Origin of the sequence: Methylobacterium komagatae (genome assembly GCF_042661665.1) — a bacterium.
Lineage (GTDB): Bacteria > Pseudomonadota > Alphaproteobacteria > Rhizobiales > Beijerinckiaceae > Methylobacterium > Methylobacterium komagatae.
In genome coordinates this window covers 1,727,484-1,745,044 of sequence record NZ_JBHSWN010000001.1, presented here as the reverse complement: position 1 = coordinate 1,745,044, position 17,561 = coordinate 1,727,484, and the positions used below count along the sequence as shown (strand labels likewise).

Genomic DNA, 17,561 nt, shown 5'->3' with positions numbered 1-17,561 from the left:
GATCGATGGAGCAGCTTCGGCTTGCGACCCCGGCGGCGGGCGACGGACGGCACCTCCGCCTCTCGATCCGATCGCGGGCTCCTTCGGTCGTCCATGCTTTCGGCCGATCCGCACGTGTCCTTCGCATCCCGACGAAGCTGCGGCTCGAGAAGCGAGCGGACCGCCGAAGGCGTCGTGTAGAGCCTGCCTGCGATCGAAGCGGATGCGAGTTGACCGAGACGGACCGCCGAACGAAGCGATTTGACCGTCAGCGGGCCGTTCGGGAAGAACAGAGCGCGCGCCTCTTCGAGGGTCACGATCTCGTCGTCGGCCCATTGATCGACCGCCGGCCTTCCGACGAGGCGTCGAAGAGGATCCGCACGGTCGTCGATCCGGCCGCGGCTTGGACGCTCATGCCGCTGGCCGCGGTCTGCGGCCCGAGGCCGGTCGCCTCCGAACGCGTCCGGATCCGGGCCGGGAGCTTCAGAGTTCATCGATCGGCATCCAGGTGAGACGCGCGGACGCGGACGCCCCGCCGGTGACGAAGGCGGTCGCTTCGCGTGCGCTGCGGAAAGTGACGAAGGCGGCGACGGTGAGGTACCGCGCGTCGTCGCCGGGCACGAGGACGCCGGATCCGATCAGTTCGATCCGCTTCTCCCGCAACCACTGCGTGTTCGCGCATACGTCCGCGACGATCCGCGAGCCGGGCAGAAGCACGGTTTCACCGCCGCGCATCGTCGCGGTCGCCAGCGCGCCCCGCCAACGCATCGTATGTGTGGTTCGGACGAGACCGAGGGGATCGAGGCCGCGCGGGGCCATGACCACACGCGCGCCGATCGGCGCCTTCACCGGTTCGACCGCCGCGACGAGTCCCGGCATCGCCATGTCGAGGAGCGGGCGTAGATCTTCGGTCACCTGCGCCGCCGTGGCGATGTCGTGTTCCGTGGCCGTGAACCTCTCCGCGTCCTGCCTGTTCGCAATCGTCGCGAAACCATGGTTGGCGATCTCGTCGACGAACGCGCGCTGGAGGATCAGTCGAACGGTCTCGTTCATGATGCGCGGCCCGGTCGCGACGCACGCGTCCCAAACGAAATCGAGCGTCGGGTCAGCGGCGTGTGCGGCGAGACGCTCTTGAAGCATGCCCGATTCGCCGACTACAGCTCTGAGCTTCGTCGATTGCGGTGCCGGCATCCCGACCAGGATGTACAAGCCGGGACCAAGCATTGCAGGAAGGTCCAGCAGACGATCCATCGACCATATCGGACATGCATGGAGCGCGACGCCCGATGAGACGAACTCGAGTGAGACGTACCCTTCGTCCCGTGTGCCGGCCATCATTCCTCGGAACGGACGCGGACGTTTCTCCAGCATCGCGATTCCTCCTGCACATCATGTTGGGAGTCGCGATCGGTTCGTCGCGACGATCGCGCTACTTGGATCGGAAGGACCGACCGGTCGGCGACGCACCTCCGGTCGTCGACCGCATCGAGGACCGGCGGGTCGCGTCGCCGATCATCGGAACGTCAGCGGAGAAACTCCTCGACTTCGACCGAGGCGAGCGACCTTCGCGATTCGAGCATCTCGGCCAGTTCCAGGAGTCGTTCACGTCGGGTCCCCAGGAGGGCCAGCGCGGACTTCGCCGCCGACCGCAGCGCCCTCTCGACGAGAGTCCCCACCGCAGGGTCGACCATGCGTCCGCCATCCGCCGACAGCCGCCGGTCCAAACCCCAGCGGACGTGCATGTCGCGCGCGAGCGTCGTTGCGGCGAGGAGATCCGCCTCGGCTCCGGCGGAAGGGTCGCCGAACGCGAGTATCTCGGCCGCACGTCCCGCCATGAGAACGATGAGCATGTTCCGGAGCACGTGTCGGGTCACGACCCCGGGGGGCGCAAAGCCCATGTAGCCGCCCCCCGTGTCCGGGCGAGCGCAGGACCAGATCGCCGATCGACAGGCCGAGCGACCGCGCGGCTACGGCATGCCCGCATTCGTGGATCGCCACCCGTCTCTCGTCCTCGACTCGTGCGCGTCCGGCTGAGCCTGCGATCTCCACGAGGATATCGTTCTCGACGAGAGGCCGTCCGGCGCGGCGGGCCCGGCCTCTGGCGCGCCGCACCCAGGCGGCGCAGTCGGCGCCGGTTCCGCCCAACGCCTTTCGGGCAATGGGCCGAAGATCGGAGGCGACGAGATCCGATCCGAGATGGTGGCGCAGGATGGCGGGCAGTTCCTCGAGGGCGGGCCGGGCGATCGCGATCACCCGATCGAGATCGTCCCGCTCTCAGGATCGCGGGATCGATCTGAGTGGCGTCGTTGGTCGCGCCGATCATCAGCACGCCGGCCCGGCCGCCATCGCCGTCGAGACATTCCAGGAAGCCGTTGATGACCTGGACCCCGTAGCTGCGGTTGTAATCCGCGAGTTTGCGGCGATCTCCGAAAGAGTCGGCTCGTCGACGAGCGCGACGCAAGGCGCCATTTTTCGCGCCTCGCGGAAGAAGCCGATCATCGCCTTTAGCGTGGTCCCAAGGTGCGCTTCGCCTTCCGCCTGCCACTGTGCCAACGAACCTGCGATGAAAGGTACATCCGCTTCTCTCGCCAGTGCCGATGCGAAAATGGTCTTGCCGACGCCCGGCGGGCCGCTCAGTAGCGCACCGGGCTCGCAATCCGCCCAGGGCAGCTCACCTCTGCCGAACGCCGCCAGATCTGCCGCTGCAGCGATCCCCCATTCGGCCGCAGCGCCGTAACCCGATAGATGCGACAGACGCGGCGTAGGAGCGGCCGGCGGCTTCGAAACTCTGCGTTCCACGATCGCCCTGAGCCGGTCGATGGACCCGTCCGCTCCCCGGGAGGCATGCAGCGCGATCCGGAGATCCGTCGCGTCGACCCGCGCCGCGATCGAAGCAGGAACGGTCGTCTTCGGATCCGACCCGACGATCCGGGCTGCAATCATGGTCAAATCGTCGGGCTCGAGCGGGCCGAGCGGGATCCGCTCCTCCCACGATCGTTCCACTTCGAAGGGCAGCCGTGATCGGCCGGGGGCCGCGACGCAGATCAAGGCTTGGAAGTTCCGAAACGCTCGTCCGACGTCGACGCCCGGCGTCTCGGCTCTGATCCGAACGTCGTCGGACCGCCCCTTCACGACCACCGCCTGGCCGGCACTTCGCTGCATGCCGGGCGTTCGCTTCCATAGCGTGGATCCGGACCCGAAACCTCGTACGAGGACGTTCGTCATCGGTTCGAGCCAGCTGTCGTCGGGGCAATCCACGATGAGTACCGGCGAGCGCTCCCGGATCCGATCCAGTATCGCGGGGTCCCGCTCGATGGCGCGACCGAACAGGATCGCCGCTGCGATTTCGGCCGGGTCGTCGGGTAGGTGGGACGAAGAGGCACCCGGCTCGGCCTCGTCCGGGTCGACATCGACCGCTCGACGGCTAGAGTCGAGAAGCCGAAGCATCGCGAGGATGCCTGACGGGCGATCTTCCGCGAAGGCGACGCTTGTCGTCGGCCCGCCTTCCGCGGGCCGCTGCGTGCCCTTCGAACGGCCGAGGGACGGGATCGGACCCTGGCCGCTCATCTCGTTCCCCCGGTCGTTCCGACGAGTCCGGGACACGCGATTCCGATGAGAAAGAGGTGACGGCGGGCTTCGCGTGCGCGCTCCACCTCCCCGGCTGGAAAGTTGCATGACCACGGCGCGGCGGTTCGAACCTGCGTTCCGCCGTGCCGCAGCGCGTCCTCGATGCCGGCGACGGCCAGGGCCCGGCGCTGTGCCGAGAGAGGCAGCCCGCCCACCCAAACAACCTGCCGCTTCTCGGATGGATCCTGTCCGTGGTCTGCGCGCCTCTGATCGTCGAGCCGAAGTCGTGCCATGCTCACATCGATCGTAGGACGGCCGTTCGGATCCAGGCTGTGCACCAGCTGAAGCGTACCGCTTTCTGGAGGGCACAGACCGCACAGCAGGTCGAGATCGGCGAACCCGCTCCGAGCCACCCAGGCACAGCTCGCCCGGTCCTCGATTCTGATCGCGAAGCGCCCGAACACGTCACCGGCGAAAATGAATCGCTGGCCGTGAGGCCGCGCGTCGTGCGCACCGGCGGCTTCCGACCAGGGGCGCCCGATCTCGAAAGCATGACGCATCGCTAGTCTCGCCGCCGTGGCAGGCGTGAGGACCCGGCTTCGGGCGAGAGCCGACAACATGTCCACCGTCTCGTCGGCCACGCCGGTCAGATCGCGAAGTTCGATGGAGAGAGGCTGGCGCCCGGATACGGACTGCCGGCGCCGAAGTGCGGACGCCAGCTTCCGTGCCATGGTCGCGACTCTTCCTCGGTCGTTCGTGAGTCGTGGCATCGGTCGTCCGGTCGGGAACACGACGACGTTCTCGTTCCGCATGAGGCACCTGTCGGGTCCGGAAAGGTTCGATAGCGTTCGCGCGCCAGGATCGAAGCAAGCCGCTCGAAGGACGACGAAAGGGTCAGTCCAGGGAACGGGACGGCGAGAGGCTTCGCGGGTCGCGTCTGCACCCGGCCAAGCGGAGCAAGCCCCTTCCCGTGACGAGCACGACGCGTCGGCCGATACGGCGGGCGTCGCGCTTGACCGCGATCAGCCGACGTCTCAGATCCGGCCGCCGCCAGACGCGACCGGCCGCCGCCAGGACGATCACAGTTCCTTGGGCGCGCCGGACTGTTGCGTGCGCCAAGCCGTGGTCGGCGAGCTTCCTGTAGGATTGGATGTCCTCCAACCCCCTGGGAAGGACGGACAGGACGTCGTCGCGCGATCTCGCGACGATCTCGAGTTCGCGGGCCAATCGGATGCGCTCGCCCGCGATGCGGATGCTGCGACACAGGCTGTCATGGATGCCGCCGACGATGGCGTCACCAGATCCGGTGTACGACTTCGACATGGCACAATCTCCCGATCCGCCGAAGGAGCGGAGGAACAAGGCTGCCAAGTTTCGGGGTGCCGTCGCTTCCTCTCGCCTGCGGCGCCAAGGAAGCGCGTCGTCTTCGACAAGCATCGAAGGAATCGCCGTAGCAACGGCGTGGACCCATTTCGACGGACTTGCAGGTCGGCCAAAGATCAGGTCTTCTGGACAGACGCCTTCCGCAATTGGCGTTCCGGCTCCGTCTTCCAGCGATTCGCAGGCTGCACCAGAGATGCGTCCGCGTCAAGTATCTTCCGCGGCCAAAGTGGAAGCTTCGCAGATCCGAGGCGCCAGGGCGATGCTCGGCTGGACACAGAAGGAGCTCGCCGTCCGCTCCGGCGTCGCCAAGAGAAGTATCGCCGGACTGGAACTCGGTACCAGCACACCGAAGCCCGAAACCCTCGAGCGTTTGGTTGCCACGCTTTCGGCCGGCGGCATAGAATTCCGGAACGCCGACGCCGACGGTGTCGGCATCAAGCTTTTCAAAACTTCGAAGTTCGCCCACGGATCGAAGCCGCGGTTCGACGAGATGAAGGGCTGAGGTGATTTCGGTGTGGAATGCACCGGAATTTTCTCACCGCTCTCTGAACTGTCTCGTGTCGCCTGAGGCTGCGCGAGCGGCCAGTCGAGGAGCTTCGGCCTGAGGTGCAGCCCCAGACGACATCCCTCGTACCGTGCCCGCCTCGCGGTTGGCGGGCGCGCGGGGCCCCGAGCGAGCTCCGGATGGGGGCGGCATTCGCCGAGAGCCGCCGCTTTGATCCTCCGGTGAGCCTCCGCCCATCCGCACGCACGCTGGGGCAGCGCCGCTGTGGGCCAACTCCGATCCTTTCATAAACCGGAGGCGACTTCGTGCGTGCAGGACGGCAGGACGTCCATGATCCCGCGCGCGGCGGCCGATCAACGCCGCGCATTTCGTGCCGGCTGGGCAACCGCCGCGGCGAGCATCGGAAAGTGAATATGAAAGAAAACGCTATGTTCCTTTGAGGCCGAAGTATCGCGTCTGCGGCCGAAGTGCAGGCTCTCAAGGCGGCACCGCAGGAGGCGAAGGCTGTGCTGGACAAATTGAGCCGGTTCCTGCTCGCCTGCAGCCAGGATCCAGGATCGGCCACGCTCACGCACTACATCGTCGCGCAAGCGCTGCAGTTTCCCAACCTCGCGCGGCTCGCCTACGAGGAAGGATGGTTGGGTGGCGTGCGCGCGGTTGCACCGCTCCTGGAGGTCATGGCCGCACGGGGCCAGATCGCCGTCGACGACGTCGAGATCGCCGCGGACCTGTTCCTCAACCTTGTGCCCGGACGCAGTTCCAAGCAGGCGCTGTACGGCATCCAGGGCGACCCGGAGGCGCAGGAGAAGCGCTGTCGGGCAGCCGTCGCGCTCTTTCTCGCGGGCGTTCGCCCGCAGCGACAGGGACGGCCGCGACGAGCCGGAGTTCCGTCCCAGGCGGAACCGACGTGAACAGTCGCGTTCGTGAGCCGGTTCCGATCTGACCGCCAGCCCGTATCGACGGGTTTCAAGCTTCGCGCGAACAAATCGACCCGAGCCGTGTCGACAAACGTTAAAGGTCGGCGTTCGTGGTGATCTCGGCCTCTGCACGCGGGGCGGCATGCAGGGTACGCGGCGCGGTCGAGGTCTGGGCTGTCGGCGGAGTTCGTTGCCCGTTGCTCGCGCGGCCTCAGGCGCGGCGAGACAATCCGGAGGCCGGTCCGGTGCAGCTCATGCTTTCGGCAGGAATCCAGACAGCCGATCGGAACGGTGAGGACCGGTACAATTCGTCAGATCCTTCAGAGACCAACTCCCGCGTCCGAGTCATCGGCTTTACTCCTCTGGTATAGTTCGTTCACCCAGGGTGATTGTTGATTTTCTTGAAATATCAACCCAAGCTCTTTCCGTGGTCGGGTAACTCCCACATAGAACAGGCGGCGAGTCTCACGCAGGGCTCCGGCGGTCCTTTTGTCGCGTTCACTGGGAAAGTCTCGTGCATTCACGCCATACATGACTACGGCATCGAACTCCCTTCCCTTGACGCTGTGCAACGTGCTCAGATTGACGCGACCGGTTCCGCCCACGCGGCCGGCGAAATGGCCGAGCGGCATATCGAGACTCGAAGCCGGATCGGTGTTGGCGATCATCTCGACGCAGACATCCCACTCCTGCTCCGAATTACGGCCAATTGACCGCCAAGAGGATATCGAGCTCGCGATCGAAGCGTTGCAGCCAAGCATGCGTGCCGTCGACATGTCCTATCGTCGATTGAAGGAAGCCGATGAGTTGCTCCGACAGAAATCGCTCTTCATCGGCGGTGGCGTGCCTGCCGAAGACGAGCAGCGATGCTCGATAGATCAGACGACTGTATCGCGGGTCCGCATCCCGCCAGCCCCCGACGACCCAGCGCGCACAGTCCTCGATGAAGCGAGCGAGACGCGAGCTACGTCGTACGAGCGCATTTCCATCCGTCCGCACGAAGGGAATGTCGGCTTGCTTCAGGGCGTCCGCGACTTTGTCGCCGAGGTATGCGGCTCGGTACAGCACGGCGATTTCGTCGAGCGGAATGCCTTTTTCCACGAGCTTGGGAACAACCGTCTCGGCGATCGCCCGCGCTTGCATATCGAGGCCCTGGGTCGTCGACCAGAAGGTGAGCTCGCCTTCGGGCGCGCCTGCACGTTCCCGGTAATCGCGCTCCTCGCCCAACGCGCCTAGCCCGACTTATTCATTGGGCTTCGGCGGACGGTGCGTTTTGGGCTGATGGCGAGCGGGATCGCACGTCTGTTCTGACGCGTGTGGATCTGGAGTGTTCTGTCGGCGCTGGAGGGATGGAAGCGGGTTCGTCGGGGCGTCACAGCCCCGTGGTTCAGGCCGGGGCCGGAGCAAACGCGGTCGCGAGGTGGCGTAGCAGGTCGGCCTCGGGACAGGCGGCAGCGAAGGCAAGACGGACACGGGCAGCGGTCTCGCGGATGCGGGCCCCGAGCTTGAGTAACCGCAGCCGGATCGTCGCGAACTCGGCTCTGGCGAGACGATGGGTCTTCGGGATGGCGTCGCGGACGGTCAGCATCAGCCAGTAAGCCGCCGTGTGCAGCACGAGCCGCATCTGGTTGGCGGCAGGGTTCCGGCAGGAGGTGCGGTCGGAGGCCAACTGCGTTTTGTGGAGTTTGATCAGGTTCTCGGCCTGACCGCGGGCGCAGTAGAGGTCGGCGTAGAGCCATTCGGGCGTGCCGGTGGTGATGTTCGTGACCACGTAGCGGATGTCGAGGCCGAGCCGCGTGGCCTCGATGCGGGCAGCGACGCGGCGTTGCTGTCGCCAGGACTTGGCCGCGTGCGTGGTCTCGGCAAAGCCGCGCACCGCATCCTTGTCGTCGATGGCCCGCGCCACCCGGATAGGGTCGGCGGTGTCCTCGACCTTGGCGGCGAGCGCCTTGGTGCCGGTCAGGCCGAAGACGTAGGTGACCCCATTATCCTCGCACCAGTCCATCGCCTCCGGCCGGCCGTAATGGCCGTCACCCCGGATGGTGATCGCGGTGTTCGGCCAGTGGCGGCGGATCGCCCGGACGAGCCGACGCAGATGGCCCCGCACCTCGCGACCCGAGGGCGTCTTGCCCGGGCGCAGGATCATCGCGACGGGACGGCTGGTGGCGGTGTCGTAGACGTGGATCGGCAGAAAGCAGCGCTCAGCGTGATGAGCGTTGAACAGCGACAGTTGCTGCTGGCCGTGCACCACATCACAGGTGTCGTCGATGTCGAGAGTAACGGCGGCTGGCGGCACGGCGTAACTGGCGCAGTAGAGGTCGACCAGCACCCGCCCGAGCCGGATGAGGTCGCGCAGGCCCGGCGTGTTCTCCAGCCGCGAGACGGTGGGTTGGCTCATCAGGTCCGCGCCGCTGTCGGGCAGGCGGCCGCAGGCGAGCTTGAAGGCTGGATCGGCGCGCAGATGGTCGAGGTCATCGGCATCCTCGTACCCGCAGGCGATGGCCAGGATGCGTGCCAGCAGGATCTCGGGCAACGGATGCAGAACCCGGCTCGGATCACGCCGGTCCGGGATCACCGCGGCGAGCTTCTCGGCGATGCCCAACCGTCGGGCAGCCTGGGCGAGCAGCAGGACGCCGCCGTCCGAGGTCAGGCGTCCGCCGTCAAACGCAGCCGTGAGCTTCTTGCCCCAGACGGATGGAAACGCGAACGGGAGACACGTAGGATCGGACATGGCGGGCGTGGCGGGCTCGATGCGGTCTGAAGGCTTGGCAACAGCACCCAATCCCTAAGCCATATCAATGGCCTACGCTACGCTCGCCACCTCAGATCCACTGCCCTCATGAATAAGACGGGCTAGGCTCGGCAGGTCGATGCCTGCGAACAGGTGCTCGCCCCGGCCCATAACAATGGGCGACACCGCCAGGTGCATTTCGTCGATCGCCCCAGCGAGCAGATACTGCCGGACGGTGGACACGCCACCTCCGATCTTGACGTCCAAGTCGCCAGCGGCGGCCTTGGCTTGGGCGAGCGCCGCCTCGATCCCCCCGGTCACAAAATGGAAGGTCGTCCCGCCCTTCATCACGATGGACGCGCGAGCGTGATGGGTGAGGATGAAGGTCGGCGCATGATACGGGGGATTGTCGCCCCACCAGCCCTTCCAGGCGTCGTCCGGCCATTCGCCTCGGATCGGGCCGAACATATTGCGGCCGAGGATGAAGGCGCCAAAACCTTCCATCCCGGTTTCGGCGAAGCGATCGTCAGTCCCGCCGTCTTGCCCGATCATTGATCGAAAGGCTCGCGTCGGGAAGAACCAACGCATCAACTCCGGCCCGCCTTTGCCGAGCGGATGCTCCATGCTCTGGTCCAGGCCGGCCCCGAAGCCGTCGACGGACACGGCGAAACCTCTTACGCGCACCTTGCTCATAGCGATCAGACCTTCGCGTCCAGGCTGATGATAAGCTCGTCCAGCTGTTCGAATTGCTCACTCCACCCGCTGGTGCTTCCGGAGGCTACGGCGTCATCAAGCGCTTCCTTCGAGGGATAGAGTTCGTGCACGACGATGCGTGTCGCGCCATCAGTGTCCTCGAACGCCACTGTGGTGATGGGCCCGTCTTCGCCCCCTTCGTCGTTGGTCCAGACGAGGCGGGTATGGGGCGCCACCTCGATGTATCGGCCGAAGAACGCCATGGGTCGTTCCGCTGAGGGGTGGCCCATCAGCAGACGGTACGCTCCACCCGTGACGATGTCGGCCTCGAAGGAGATCAGGGAGACGCCACAGGATTTGGGCACCCACCATTTCTGGAACAGCCCGGCCTCGACCATGCTTCGAAGACGATCTGCGCCGGGCCGTCGACAATTCGCATGACGGCGAGCCCCTGTCCGATGCCCTCTCTACCGTCGTGCGTGCCTTGCTGGCCGCGGGCGCACTCTGTCTGCCTGCGTGCATCAGCGTCTCGTTCGTCATCGCTAGCCTCCGTTCACGCTGCCTGGCGCGGGCCGGCAAGCCCGAGTCTGTTGCCTGACGGATCGGCAATGTTGGCTGAGTAGCTGCCTCCGGGGATCGGATCTGGTCCCTGAAGCACCGTGCCGCCCTTATCGCGGACCGTCGCGAGCGCGGCATCAATGTCGGCCACGTGTACGTACCAGTTCCAACGGGATGGCGCTCCAATAGCGGCACTCGACATCACGGCGCCAGGCCGTAAGTCGCCCCGGCCGATGAAGGCGTACTCGCCCATCCCGCCCATTGGCATGGCCCCGAGCTTCTCCCAGCCGAACAGCGCTCCGTAGAACGCGAAGGCAGCTTCGGGATCAGGGGTCGCGAGTTCGATCCAGACGCCGTGCCCGAGGGTTTGCTCCATCCCGAGGGGCACCGGCCCAAAAGCCCGGCTCTCGCCGGGGCTCGTCGCAGCCATCAGGGCGAAGACCACGTCCTGCGGGTCGCTGACCATGACGAAACGCCCGACATGGGGAATGTCGACAGGCCCGAACCGGATCCGGCCGCCGAGATCCACCACCCGAGAGACCGTGGCGTCGACGTCGCGGGTCGCGAGATAGACCACCCAGCCGGGCAAGCCGGGCGCCTCCGGCATCGTTTGCCGGATCCCTGCGACGGGGCGTCCGTCCGCCTCGGCGATCCGGTAGCCACCATGCTCGGACATTGGCGACGGCGCGACGCACCAGCCGGTGATAGCCTGGTAGAAGGCCTGCGCCGCGTCCTGGTCCGTCGCGTTCAGTTCAAACCAGATGGGTGTACCCTCGACAGCTGGCATTGAGCGTATTCCTCCATGTCGATGGGCCCGTCGTCCGCATCGCGGCACCGCTGAAGGCTCCGCTTTGCCAAGGCTGGCATTCTCGGTTACACAAGACAACCATGAAGTTAGATAAAATAACTAACGAGGCATCTGCGCCACGAGAGCGTCGGTACGACGACGCGTGCGGCACTGCGCTCGCCCTGGAGTTTGTCGGCGAGCGCTGGTCGTTGCTGATTATGCGCGAACTGGTCTTCGGTGCGCGTCGCTTCGGTGAGATCCGGGCAAACCTCCCGGGCATCAGCGCGAACGTTCTGACCCAGCGCCTGGAAAGCCTGGAAGATGCAGGCATCGTCCAGCGCTATCGATTGCCATCACCGGCCAACGTGCAGGTCTACGATCTGACGGAGTGGGGCCGCGAAGCCGGGCCGCTGATGCGCGACCTGGGTCGCTGGGCGGCTCGCTCGCCGCGGCATGACCGGAGCCTCTTCATGTCGGCGGCCTCAGCCATGATGTCGCTCCAAGCCCTGATCGACCGAAAGCGCGCTGCAGAACTCCCAGTGTCGGTCGCTTTCCACTTTCCCGGTGAGGACTTTGGCGCGACGGTGACTGGCGGCGAGATCCTTGTGAGCCGTGGTGCCATAGAGGCATCCAACCTCGCTTTTACCGGAGATACGATGGCGATGCGCCGCACGATCTATGGCAAGGCGCCCTTAGCCAAAGACGGTGCAGGCGGCACGCTTGCTTTCGTTGGCGAGGCCGATCTCGCACGGTCCTTCGTCGATCTCTTCTATCTGCCGGCCAAGATTTCTTGAGGAGCGACTTAGCGGGTTGCTGGGATTTGACGCCGTACCTGATTGCAGAGCAAGCTGCACGAAGGCAATCCGGAACGCATCTTCGCGGGTGCGGACGCGCCGCTTCCAGTCCAATTCGGTTGCCGCTGCGCTACGGAGCGCGACCCAAAAGCGGCTATGCATTCGGGACCGAGGACTGTCTCTAATCGGCTATCGTTCAGACCGCAGTTGTACGAGGAGCGCGCGCAGAACCGCCAAGGCGTTCCTAGATGCCAGGCTCTGGAAAGCCTCCATCTCGTTCGAGCCGGCATTCCCGCCAGCTAGGTCTGACAAGCTGCGGATCGATAGGAACGGCACCTTGTTCATGTAGGAGGTGTGCGCCACCGCAGCGGCCTCCATGTCGACGGCTTCGGCCTGAAAGGCGCGGCGCGTGAATTCACGGAAAGCGGCGTTGTCGACGAAGGCCGGCCCCGAGATGCCATTGCCGCCCACGATCACGCGGGGCTTCGATGGCAGGCATTTGCGGTCGGCCGTGCAGTTTTCCAGAGTCACGTCGGCCGACACCTTCCGAGCAGCGTCCAAAAGACGGGCATCCGCCGGGAACCACGTGTGAAGATCGGTTCCGCCCATAGGCTTCTGGATCCGCACGGGCTGCGGGAAGATCATCCCGAAGTGCTCGGTCTGCGGCACCGCGAAGTAGCTCGGCAAGGTGTATTGGCCATTCTGCTCCCGAGCGAACACGGAGTCCAGATATTCGCGCCATTGGGTCGGGACGACGACGTCACCGACGTGCAGATCGGGGTCGACCCCGCCCGAGATGCCCATCACGATGATGCCGTCGAGGTTGTAGTGGTCGATCGCGGTCTGTGTGGCTATGGCCGCGTTGACCTGGCTGATGCCGCTCTCGATGAGCACGACTGGCGTGCCCTCGATCCGCCCGAGGACGAAGGTCACACCAGCATACGTCGCATCTTGCCGGTCCGTGAGCGATGGCAACAGCGCCTGCCATTCCGGCTCGTAGGCGCACAGGATCGCCGTGCGCGAGCCGTGTCTGGCGCCTGTCTCGGCGCTGGCCGGCGCGAAAGTGGCGAGGGACGCCAGCATGAGCAGCGTCGCAGTCATGCTTCCGAGCGCGGCACGAATGCTCCGACGTTGGGCCACAGAGCCGGCGCTGATGTCATGTTTCATTTGGATCTTGGCTCCGTCCGGATTGAGAGCGTGAGGCCCGGTCGGCCACAGGCTTGGGGTGTGGCACGCGCTTCTCCCCGGCCATCGAGGTTCAATGCTGGCCTCAAGCTACAAAATGATTTCAGGCCGCGGCCGGCGGTCCAAGTCGTGAACCCTCAACAGCTGGCATGCTTTGGGCAAGGCGTCGTTGGGCCTCTGAGCGGATGAACGAGGATGGCGCCGCTTAATCTGACGGACGCGGAATGGCGCTGATCAAGACGGATCTGCCGACGGACGTACATGACGAGGATCGTGTGCACGACCGGCGGGGGCTCACGATCTTCCAGCGGCAAACCACGGACGTATCCTTAGGCCGACATCCCAGCGCACTACGGATCCGACACGACCTACGACAACCGGTCCCGGCGCTGACTGACGGCCAGGTGGCGGAACAGGGCCGTCATGGTGGGAAGGGCGGCGCCTACTGGTCGAGCGGCGGCCTCGGTGTTCGGGCGTTGGCGAGGGATGCCGATCCCATCAAGGTGAGGCCGACGAGGAACGGGCGGATGATGGTGATCATGACAGGTCTCCCATTGTCGATGCTTGGAGAAGTGGTCCAGGGCTGCGCGCTACCTGAGCGGCGGCCTATCGCGGTGAACCCGCACGATCACCATGCTCGGCAGTGACGGATAGTGACGGATTCACTCGCCAGGATCGGCCCAGGCCGCAAGTCGACCGGACGCGAGAGCGTCACGGGTACATTCCGCCCCGAGCGCGGCGATATTCTCGAAGCTGGACCAGGCGCGAAGGTCCACGCCGGCAAGGGCTGGTTTCAGCACGACGGTCGCCTGGCTGACCGCCATCATGCTCTGGGCGTCGCTCGAGACGGTTGCGGCCCTGAGGAGCAGAGGGGCGATCGCGGGCATCGCGTCGGGAGCACCGAGCCAGCGACGCAGGGTGCGGCCGCGCCAGGACCGCATCGGCATGGACTGGAACGCGAGGTCGCTCCCGACATCCACCGCGAGAACCCGGCCGCGCTTCAGGCGTGCCATTACGTCGGCGGGAAGATTGTTCATCATCCCGCCGTCGACGAGGACGCCCTCGGGCGAACAGACCGGCGGCAGGAGGCCCGGAATTGCGATGCTGGCGCGCAGGGCAGCCGCGACCTTGCCCGCGCGATGGATCATCGCGCTGCCGGTGGTCAGATTCGACGAAATGCAGAAGAACGGCAGCCACAGGTTCTCGATCGTGGCATTTCCGAACCGTTCGGCGAGCCCGGCATCGACCTTCGCACCACGCGTCAGGGCAAGATACGGCAGCGTGTAATCGTTGAGTGGGTTTCGCCCGACGAAGGACTCGATCGTGCGCTCGCGGATCTCAGCCAGGTTCCATCCCATGGCGACGCTTGCGGCGATGATCGCCCCCATGCTTGTGCCCCCGATCAGGTCGATCGTCAGGCCCGCCTCTTCGAGAACCTCGAGTACGCCGAGATGCGCCAGGCCACGCGCCCCGCCCCCGCCGAGGACGAGCCCACGCGCGCAGCCGCTGACGAGCCTCGCCAGACGGACCAAGTCGGGCGCACGCCCCTGGCGGACATGGATGGTGAGCGAGGCGGAAAGGGCTGCAATCTCCGGATGGAGCGGTCGTGGCAGGCGCGCCGCCTCATCCTGGCAGACGACGAGGTCCGTCTCCACCCAATCGGAACGGATGCGGGCCACGTATTCGGCCACCCCGGGTCGCGGCGGCGCACCGGCCGCGGCCAGCAGCAGGACGTGGTCGGCATGGCGCAGGCAGAGCTGGCACCAGGGGCAGTCGATCTGCTGGGCGACGAAGATCGTACGGGCATGCGCCGCCTCGAAGGCGTGAAACCACGCCTCGTCCGCCTCGGCCGGCCAGTCCGCGAGGCATCCGGTCGTGCCGGGCAGAACGGCATCGAGCGCTTCGGCGAGGCGATGACCGAACCCGGTCGTGGCAGGGCCTTCCGTCACGGCCAGTACCGCGAAGGTGCGCGGCCGGTCGTCCAGGGGCCTGCCCTCGTAAACGCTTCGCAAGCGCTCGACGAGCAGACGGCTGAAGTAGAGCAGCGTCTCCGGATGCTGCGCGATGATTCGTTCGAAGGCCGGCCGCGCTAGGTACAGAACATGGCTGTCGCGCAGGGCGGTCGCGGTCGCGGAGCGCGGCGCGGAGGAGAGCAGGGCCATTTCCCCGACGGTCTCGGGCGGGTTGAGGCGGGCGATCCGCTTCAGGGTGCCGGTGTGCGGATCGCGCATCGAGATCCCAACGCATCCCGAGACCAGCGTATACAGCCCGTCGCCTGCATCGCCCTCATCGAAGAGCGTGGCTCCGCCGGGGATTGCGAGGGACACCATGTTGGCGGCGACGGCCTCCGAGATTGCGGGGTCCAAACCAGCGAGAAACGGGATGTCGCGAAGGCTCATGCCAGGTCGGCCTTCAGCTGCTGCGCGGCTCGTGCATAGCCACCGTCGGCTCCGTCGACAAAATGTACGTGGCCCGCGCTCATCACCGAGGGGCTGATGCAGGTCACCACGGCCGAATCCTGTCGGGTCAGGCCGAACCGGAGCAGGCCTGCTGCCCGGGCGGCGGTAAGCTGCGCTTCGATCGCATCAGCGGTCGCGTGGGGGCAGGCGATGGTCAGGCGAAGGCCGTCGTCGAACTTTCGAAAATCGGCGTTGGCTGCGAGATGGCGGCGGTAGGTGCGTGGTGAGAATCCGCCGAGTGGCAGGCCGATCCGGAACACGGCATAGGCGAGGCAGGCCCGGACGAAGACGGCAACGCGCCGGAGGATGCGCGATCCGGCAAGGGGGCCCGCCGCGGCGGCCTCCGCCTCGATGCCCGACCAGGGCGGGCGCATCGATGGTCCCTGTGGCGGCAGCGGCCGCCCCGCGGCCGGGCTCGCCTCCACCGCGGACAACACTGCCGCGAGGGTCTCTCGGACTCGGACGCGATCTGCACCCTGCCTCGGGACGACGATCAGCGAGAGAACGACCCCGTCCTTCACCGCAAGGGGCTCGAAGCGGCAGGATAATCCGGTGAGATCCGGCCGCGGTCCGTCGGCTGTGGGTTCCAGGGTGTAGTCGCCCCGCTTCATCAGCGTGTCGGCGAGAGTCAGACCACCGCCCGTGAACATCGCGTAGTCGGCATGTTCGGACGCGGAGTAGCGGGCTACCCGCAGGTCCATTCCAGCGGCCCGCAGGGCTGCGACGGGGATCAAGGCCGTACGCAAGTCGAGCTTGAGTTCTGCGCGGACCCAAGCCGCCGTGGCGGCGAGCGCTGTGCCAACCGCCGCGCGATCTGACGGTGCCACGAGAATACTCGCGCCGTCGCCTCCGAAGGCGAAGCCGAAAGGAACACCCTTCAGCGCATTCCGGACCGCAGCAATCACGGCCGCGCCGGCGAAATTCACGGCGCGGTAGCGCCCCTGCGCGATCGCACCGGTCGAATCGACCACGTCGCAGAGACCGACCGCCCAGTCGTTCGGCACAGGCGCGTACCGGCTCTCGTCGAGGACGTCGGCAAAGTACCGCAAATGTGGCAGGGACGCGTAGGAAAATGGAGGGTCGCCCTCTCCGATGCCCCGAAGGCTCACGTGCTGGCGCATCGCCCGCCACCCCCAGGAAGCTCCGGTCGCCGCCTCCTCCATCTGTCGAACGCGGAAGGCACGAGCCCGGAGCCGCGACGAACTATCGGGTCGAACCTTTGGTGCCGCCGAACATCATCTCCGAGTCGTCGGCATAAGGCGAGAAATTCTTCACTTTCTCCACCGGGAGCAGGACCATCATTTTTCCATTCGGTGCTTTGACGACGTTGAATTTGCGGCCGTTCCTGTCGGATGCGACGGCGACGGACGCTTCCATCTTCTCGAACGGTGTCGAGCTCGAATTTCGAGCCGTAGGCATCGATCGATCCGTAGGTTTGAGCCAGAACCGGGGATCCTCCCGTCACGATGACTGAGAACCCCATCGCGAGTGCCGTGCGCTTCATGTCTCACATCCTTAGGAAGAGTTGTGACCTCGAAAGGGCAAGCCGCTCACGCATCGGATTGACGCCGAGGCGACCTGCCCCGCTTCGCGGTAGCGGTTCGATGGCTAGTCCGTACAATGCCGAGTTGGTATCGTGGCGATCAGATTCCCTGCAGATACCAATCCCGATTCAAATCACCGAATCGGAAATCAACCAACTCTACAAAGGCAAGATCGCTGCAGACACCGGGTCGGGCTTCTATGCCTTGCTCTGCGTGCTTGCCCCGGGATGAGGACTCAGTCGCCCTTCCGCTGAGACGTCAGGCTGGTCCTATTCATGGGCAAAATTGCCTTGCGGCGAACGCCGGCGGATCGGCGTTTCCAGACCACAACCATGCCTGTCCGCGTCGGCTTGCAATCATTCATCAGGGGCGCCTCGAACGCGTTCGCTGCGCCCTGAGGCAGCTTGGATTGAGGCATATCGGGCAACCCGTGCCCAGGAGACGCTTTTCACCGAAGCA

At 65.8% G+C, this 17,561-nt stretch carries 19 protein-coding genes; 3 read left to right on the top strand and 16 right to left on the bottom strand.

Going from position 1 to position 17,561, the window contains the following annotated elements; translation table 11 throughout:
* Positions 1 to 462: 462 nt before the first annotated feature.
* From ACFQE0_RS08490 to ACFQE0_RS08465, 6 genes are all read right to left on the bottom strand, one after another.
* Positions 463 to 1,119 carry a DUF4357 domain-containing protein gene (locus ACFQE0_RS08490; RefSeq protein ID WP_043378403.1) on the bottom strand — a complete coding sequence of 219 codons (657 nt, stop codon included), beginning with the start codon at positions 1,117 to 1,119 and terminating at the stop codon, positions 463 to 465.
* Between the two features lie 383 nt (positions 1,120 to 1,502).
* Positions 1,503 to 1,877: a hypothetical protein gene (locus tag ACFQE0_RS08485; protein ID WP_378968800.1), complete on the bottom strand. Its 375-nt coding sequence runs from the start codon at positions 1,875 to 1,877 to the stop codon at positions 1,503 to 1,505.
* Positions 1,850 to 2,356: a P-loop NTPase family protein gene (locus tag ACFQE0_RS08480; RefSeq protein WP_378975381.1), complete on the bottom strand. Its 507-nt coding sequence runs from the start codon at positions 2,354 to 2,356 to the stop codon at positions 1,850 to 1,852. Before ACFQE0_RS08480 ends, ACFQE0_RS08485 begins: the two co-directional genes overlap by 28 nt.
* Positions 2,302 to 3,546, bottom strand: a complete 1,245-nt coding sequence (locus ACFQE0_RS08475; RefSeq protein ID WP_378968798.1) for an ATP-binding protein — start codon at positions 3,544 to 3,546, stop codon at positions 2,302 to 2,304. The genes ACFQE0_RS08480 and ACFQE0_RS08475 overlap by 55 nt, the downstream gene beginning before the upstream one ends.
* Positions 3,543 to 4,277, bottom strand: a complete 735-nt coding sequence (locus tag ACFQE0_RS08470; protein ID WP_043378406.1) for a hypothetical protein — start codon at positions 4,275 to 4,277, stop codon at positions 3,543 to 3,545. The genes ACFQE0_RS08475 and ACFQE0_RS08470 overlap by 4 nt, the downstream gene beginning before the upstream one ends.
* Positions 4,278 to 4,440: 163 nt before the next feature.
* Complete coding sequence (locus tag ACFQE0_RS08465) at positions 4,441 to 4,869, bottom strand: hypothetical protein (protein WP_043378410.1); 429 nt, start codon at positions 4,867 to 4,869, stop codon at positions 4,441 to 4,443.
* Between ACFQE0_RS08465 and ACFQE0_RS08460 the strand changes: the two genes are divergently transcribed.
* Both ACFQE0_RS08460 and ACFQE0_RS08455 read left to right on the top strand, forming a co-directional pair.
* The gene (locus tag ACFQE0_RS08460; RefSeq protein WP_179239979.1) at positions 4,853 to 5,431 is read left to right on the top strand and encodes a helix-turn-helix domain-containing protein; all 579 of its coding nucleotides are present in this window, start codon (positions 4,853 to 4,855) and stop codon (positions 5,429 to 5,431) included. The two genes, ACFQE0_RS08465 and ACFQE0_RS08460, sit on opposite strands and share 17 nt — an antisense overlap.
* 470 nt (positions 5,432 to 5,901) lie before the next feature.
* Positions 5,902 to 6,345 carry a TetR/AcrR family transcriptional regulator C-terminal domain-containing protein gene (locus tag ACFQE0_RS08455; RefSeq protein ID WP_051975898.1) on the top strand — a complete coding sequence of 148 codons (444 nt, stop codon included), beginning with the start codon at positions 5,902 to 5,904 and terminating at the stop codon, positions 6,343 to 6,345.
* A gap of 326 nt (positions 6,346 to 6,671) precedes the next feature.
* On the opposite strand, the gene ACFQE0_RS08450 is transcribed toward ACFQE0_RS08455, so the two are convergent.
* The 6 genes from ACFQE0_RS08450 to ACFQE0_RS08425 form a co-directional block, all read right to left on the bottom strand.
* The gene (locus ACFQE0_RS08450) at positions 6,672 to 7,019 is read right to left on the bottom strand and encodes a 3'-5' exonuclease (protein WP_378968794.1); all 348 of its coding nucleotides are present in this window, start codon (positions 7,017 to 7,019) and stop codon (positions 6,672 to 6,674) included.
* Between the two features lie 31 nt (positions 7,020 to 7,050).
* Positions 7,051 to 7,578 (bottom strand): hypothetical protein, encoded by a 528-nt coding sequence (locus ACFQE0_RS08445; RefSeq protein WP_378968792.1) that lies wholly within the window; start codon positions 7,576 to 7,578, stop codon positions 7,051 to 7,053.
* Positions 7,579 to 7,738: 160 nt separating this feature from the next.
* On the bottom strand, positions 7,739 to 9,082 hold the full coding sequence (locus tag ACFQE0_RS08440) for an IS1380 family transposase (RefSeq protein ID WP_378968723.1): 1,344 nt from the start codon (positions 9,080 to 9,082) through the stop codon (positions 7,739 to 7,741).
* Positions 9,083 to 9,154: 72 nt separating this feature from the next.
* Positions 9,155 to 9,775 carry a dihydrofolate reductase family protein gene (locus ACFQE0_RS08435; RefSeq protein ID WP_378968789.1) on the bottom strand — a complete coding sequence of 207 codons (621 nt, stop codon included), beginning with the start codon at positions 9,773 to 9,775 and terminating at the stop codon, positions 9,155 to 9,157.
* A gap of 5 nt (positions 9,776 to 9,780) precedes the next feature.
* Positions 9,781 to 10,173 carry an SRPBCC domain-containing protein gene (locus ACFQE0_RS08430; RefSeq protein ID WP_378968787.1) on the bottom strand — a complete coding sequence of 131 codons (393 nt, stop codon included), beginning with the start codon at positions 10,171 to 10,173 and terminating at the stop codon, positions 9,781 to 9,783.
* Positions 10,174 to 10,328: 155 nt separating this feature from the next.
* Positions 10,329 to 11,120 (bottom strand): VOC family protein, encoded by a 792-nt coding sequence (locus tag ACFQE0_RS08425; protein WP_378968785.1) that lies wholly within the window; start codon positions 11,118 to 11,120, stop codon positions 10,329 to 10,331.
* On the opposite strand from ACFQE0_RS08425, the gene ACFQE0_RS08420 reads away from it, so the two are divergent.
* Positions 11,120 to 11,914, top strand: coding sequence for a winged helix-turn-helix transcriptional regulator (locus ACFQE0_RS08420; RefSeq protein ID WP_378968782.1), 795 nt, complete (start codon positions 11,120 to 11,122; stop codon positions 11,912 to 11,914). The two genes, ACFQE0_RS08425 and ACFQE0_RS08420, sit on opposite strands and share 1 nt — an antisense overlap.
* 189 nt (positions 11,915 to 12,103) lie before the next feature.
* Here the strand turns inward: ACFQE0_RS08420 and ACFQE0_RS08415 are convergent, their stop codons facing one another.
* The 4 genes from ACFQE0_RS08415 to ACFQE0_RS08400 all read right to left on the bottom strand — a co-directional run bounded on the left by ACFQE0_RS08415 (position 12,104) and on the right by ACFQE0_RS08400 (position 16,935).
* A complete protein-coding gene (locus tag ACFQE0_RS08415; protein ID WP_378968780.1) occupies positions 12,104 to 13,081 on the bottom strand; it encodes a 5'-methylthioadenosine/S-adenosylhomocysteine nucleosidase in 978 nt (325 codons plus the stop codon).
* A gap of 680 nt (positions 13,082 to 13,761) precedes the next feature.
* A complete protein-coding gene (locus ACFQE0_RS08410; protein WP_378968778.1) occupies positions 13,762 to 15,498 on the bottom strand; it encodes a patatin-like phospholipase family protein in 1,737 nt (578 codons plus the stop codon).
* Positions 15,495 to 16,679, bottom strand: a complete 1,185-nt coding sequence (locus tag ACFQE0_RS08405) for a DUF3095 domain-containing protein (RefSeq protein ID WP_378968775.1) — start codon at positions 16,677 to 16,679, stop codon at positions 15,495 to 15,497. Before ACFQE0_RS08405 ends, ACFQE0_RS08410 begins: the two co-directional genes overlap by 4 nt.
* A gap of 82 nt (positions 16,680 to 16,761) precedes the next feature.
* Complete coding sequence (locus ACFQE0_RS08400; RefSeq protein ID WP_378968773.1) at positions 16,762 to 16,935, bottom strand: hypothetical protein; 174 nt, start codon at positions 16,933 to 16,935, stop codon at positions 16,762 to 16,764.
* Between the last annotated feature and the right edge of the window lie 626 nt (positions 16,936 to 17,561).